The following is a 2,698-nucleotide window of genomic DNA, read 5'->3' on the forward strand; positions in this document are numbered from 1 at the left end:
GCGGCGACCCCGAACAGGAGGCGGTGCTGGCCGATTCGGTGGGTCTTGCACTGCTCGTCGTTCTCGGCACGCTCGCCCCCGCGGAGCGACTGGCGTTCGTGCTGCACGACATGTTCGCGGTGCCCTTCGAGGACATCGCCCCGATCGTGGAACGAACCCCCGCGGCCGCCCGGCAACTGGCCAGTCGCGCACGCCGGCGTCTGCAGGGAGCCCCGGTTCCCGACACCGATCCGGTCCGTCAGCGTGCGGTCGTCGACGCGTTCCTGGCGGCCGCGAGGAGCGGCGACTTCGACGCGCTCGTGGCGGTGCTCGACCCGGATGTCGTGCTCCGCGCCGATACCGGAGCATTGCCTGCAGGCGCCTCCACGATGGTGCGCGGCTCGGAGACCGTCGCGGGCCGGGTCCTGGGGTTCGCCCGGTTGGCTCGGTTCGCGCATCCGGCGCTCGTCAACGGTGCCGCCGGAGTGGTCGCGATCGCCGACGGGCAGCTGCTGTCGGTCATGGGCGTCACGATCCGGCGCGGGAAGATCGTCGAAATCGACATCCTCGCCGACCGTGAGCGCCTCGCCGGGCTCGTCGTCGAGAACCTCGACTGACGAGCCCGCCGGGGTCAGTTCGTGCGGTGTTCGCCGTCTCCGTGTGCGTTGCCGGTGCGCAGGCCGATCACGGCCGCGGCGACGAGGAAGATGCTGCCGGTCAGCAGTGCTCGCTGGAAGCCGAGGGTGAGTGCCTCGGGCACAGGCGAATTCGCCTCGAGCAGATGCTGGGAATGCGAGGTGGCGATCGCGGCGAAGATCGCGAGACCGAGTGCGCTGCCGACCTGCTGGGAGGCGTTCAGCAACGCTGCCGCGAGCCCTGCCTCGCCGGCAGGCACACCGGCGTTGGCCGCGGTCGTGACGCCGACGAAGACGGCGCCGAGACCGAACGACACGATCATCAGTCCGGGCAGCAGATCGCTGAGATAGGAGCCGTCGACGGGGATCCGGGACAGCAGGTACAGGCCGGCCGAGGCCACCAGCGCTCCCACGACGACGACGGGACGGGTTCCGGTCCGGGTCAGCAACTGGGAGCACACCCCGGCGGCGACCCCGACCCCCAGGCAGAGCGGGAGGTAGGCCGCACCGGTCTGGATGGGGGAGTARCCGAGAACGTTCTGCATGTAGAGGGTGAGGAAGAAGAACATCGCGATGAGACCCGCAAAGGCGATCAGTCCTGTGACATTCGCGGCGGCAAGGCCCCTGACGCGGAAGATCGACAGCGGCAGCAGGGGGTGCGGGCTGCGCTGCTCGTTGATCACGAACGCCACGATCAGCACGAACGCACCGGCGAACCCGGCGATCGTGCGAGCGCTGCCCCATCCCTGGTCGGGTGCCTCCACCAGGGCGTAGACGAGCAACAGCATCCCGCCGGTGCCGAGCACACTGCCGGCGACGTCGAAGTTCGCGAACCGGGCGCGGCGCCGGTCGCCGGGAATGAGCGCGAAGACCGCCGGAAGCACGAGCGCGCACGCGACAGGGTTGACGAACAGCACCCATCGCCAGCCCGGTCCCTCGGTGAGCACGCCGCCGAGAAAGACACCGACGGCGGAAGCGAGACCGCCCACCCCGGCCCAGACGCCGAGTGCGGTGTGCCGTTCGGGGCCCTCCTCGAATGTCGTCGTCAGAATCGACAGCGCGGCCGGAAGCATCAGTGCCGCACCGACACCCTGCGCGAGTCGTGCGCCGATCAGGACCTCCGCGCTTCCGGCGAAACCGCCGATCAGCGATGACAGCCCGATCACGACGGTGCCGGTGACGAGCACGCGACGGCGACCGAGCAGGTCGGCCAGGCGGCCGCCGAGCAGCATGAAACCGCCGTAGGTGAGGAGGTAGGCGCTCGGGACCCATTGCAGTTCCTGAACCGAGATGTCCAGGTCGCTGCGCATGTCGGGCAGGGCGATGTTGACGATGGATGCGTCGACGAAGTCGAGAAATGCCACGGCGCACAACAGCGTCAGCGTGAGTGTGCCGCGGGCGGTGGAGAGAAACGGGCGTGCCGGGGTCGATCGCCCGACCCGGGAGGTGTCGCTGACCGAGATGTCCATGTCGAAGTCTTCCTGTGCGCAGGGTCCTTGCGGGGAGACGCCGCGTTGCGCGCCGTCACTTCTATGACCGTCGGCCCGGTGGCGATGTGACCGCGCCGCGGCTACGTCGCGAGTAACGTCGGAACCCGGCAGGTCACGGAAACGGGAGGCTGGCATGGCTGGACGGTTCGAAGGCACTGTTGTGATCGATCGCCCCATCGAGGAAGTGTTCGAGTACCTCGCCGCCGGGGTCAACGACCGGGACTTCAGTCCCCGGGTGCAGGAGATCGTGAAGAAGACGGACGGTCCGCCCGGTGTCGGCACCCTCTTCGTCAGCACCGTCAAGGACGCCGGGATGACCACGAAGCGGGAGTTCGAGATCACCGAATTCGAGGCGCCACAGAAGATTCGCTGGGCGGAGCGTTCGAAGAATACCGTCACCGCGAAAGAGGGTGGTTACGACCTCGAACCCTCGGGGGCAGGCACCAAGGTGACGATCTTCAACGTGCTGGAGGGCCACGGAATCGGAAAGCTGATCGCACCTCTCGCGCTTCGGGCGGCCCGGAAGGACGCACCCGATTTCGCGCTGCGAATCAAGGCCGCCGCCGAGAAGTGACCGGCCCTACCGTGCCGGAA

2 protein-coding genes and 1 pseudogene are annotated in these 2,698 nt (G+C 68.5%); 2 read left to right on the plus strand and 1 reads right to left on the minus strand.

Annotation, left to right across the window (positions count from 1 at the left end; translation table 11 throughout):
• On the plus strand, window positions 1–596 hold a 596-nt coding region (locus AC1D1G_RS44095), incomplete at its 5' end, for a sigma factor-like helix-turn-helix DNA-binding protein (protein WP_477956812.1).
• 266 nt (window positions 597–862) lie between these two features.
• On the opposite strand, the pseudogene AC1D1G_RS44100 reads toward AC1D1G_RS44095, so the two are convergent.
• Window positions 863–2,281, minus strand: a pseudogene (locus tag AC1D1G_RS44100) (MFS transporter); the annotation flags it as partial.
• Between AC1D1G_RS44100 and AC1D1G_RS44105 the strand changes: the two are divergent.
• Window positions 2,238–2,678: an SRPBCC family protein gene (locus AC1D1G_RS44105; RefSeq protein WP_477956813.1), complete on the plus strand. Its 441-nt coding sequence runs from the start codon at window positions 2,238–2,240 to the stop codon at window positions 2,676–2,678. The pseudogene AC1D1G_RS44100 and the gene AC1D1G_RS44105 sit on opposite strands and share 44 nt — an antisense overlap.
• Window positions 2,679–2,698: the final 20 nt, after the last annotated feature.

Source organism: Rhodococcus sp. P3_B8, assembly GCF_056402775.1.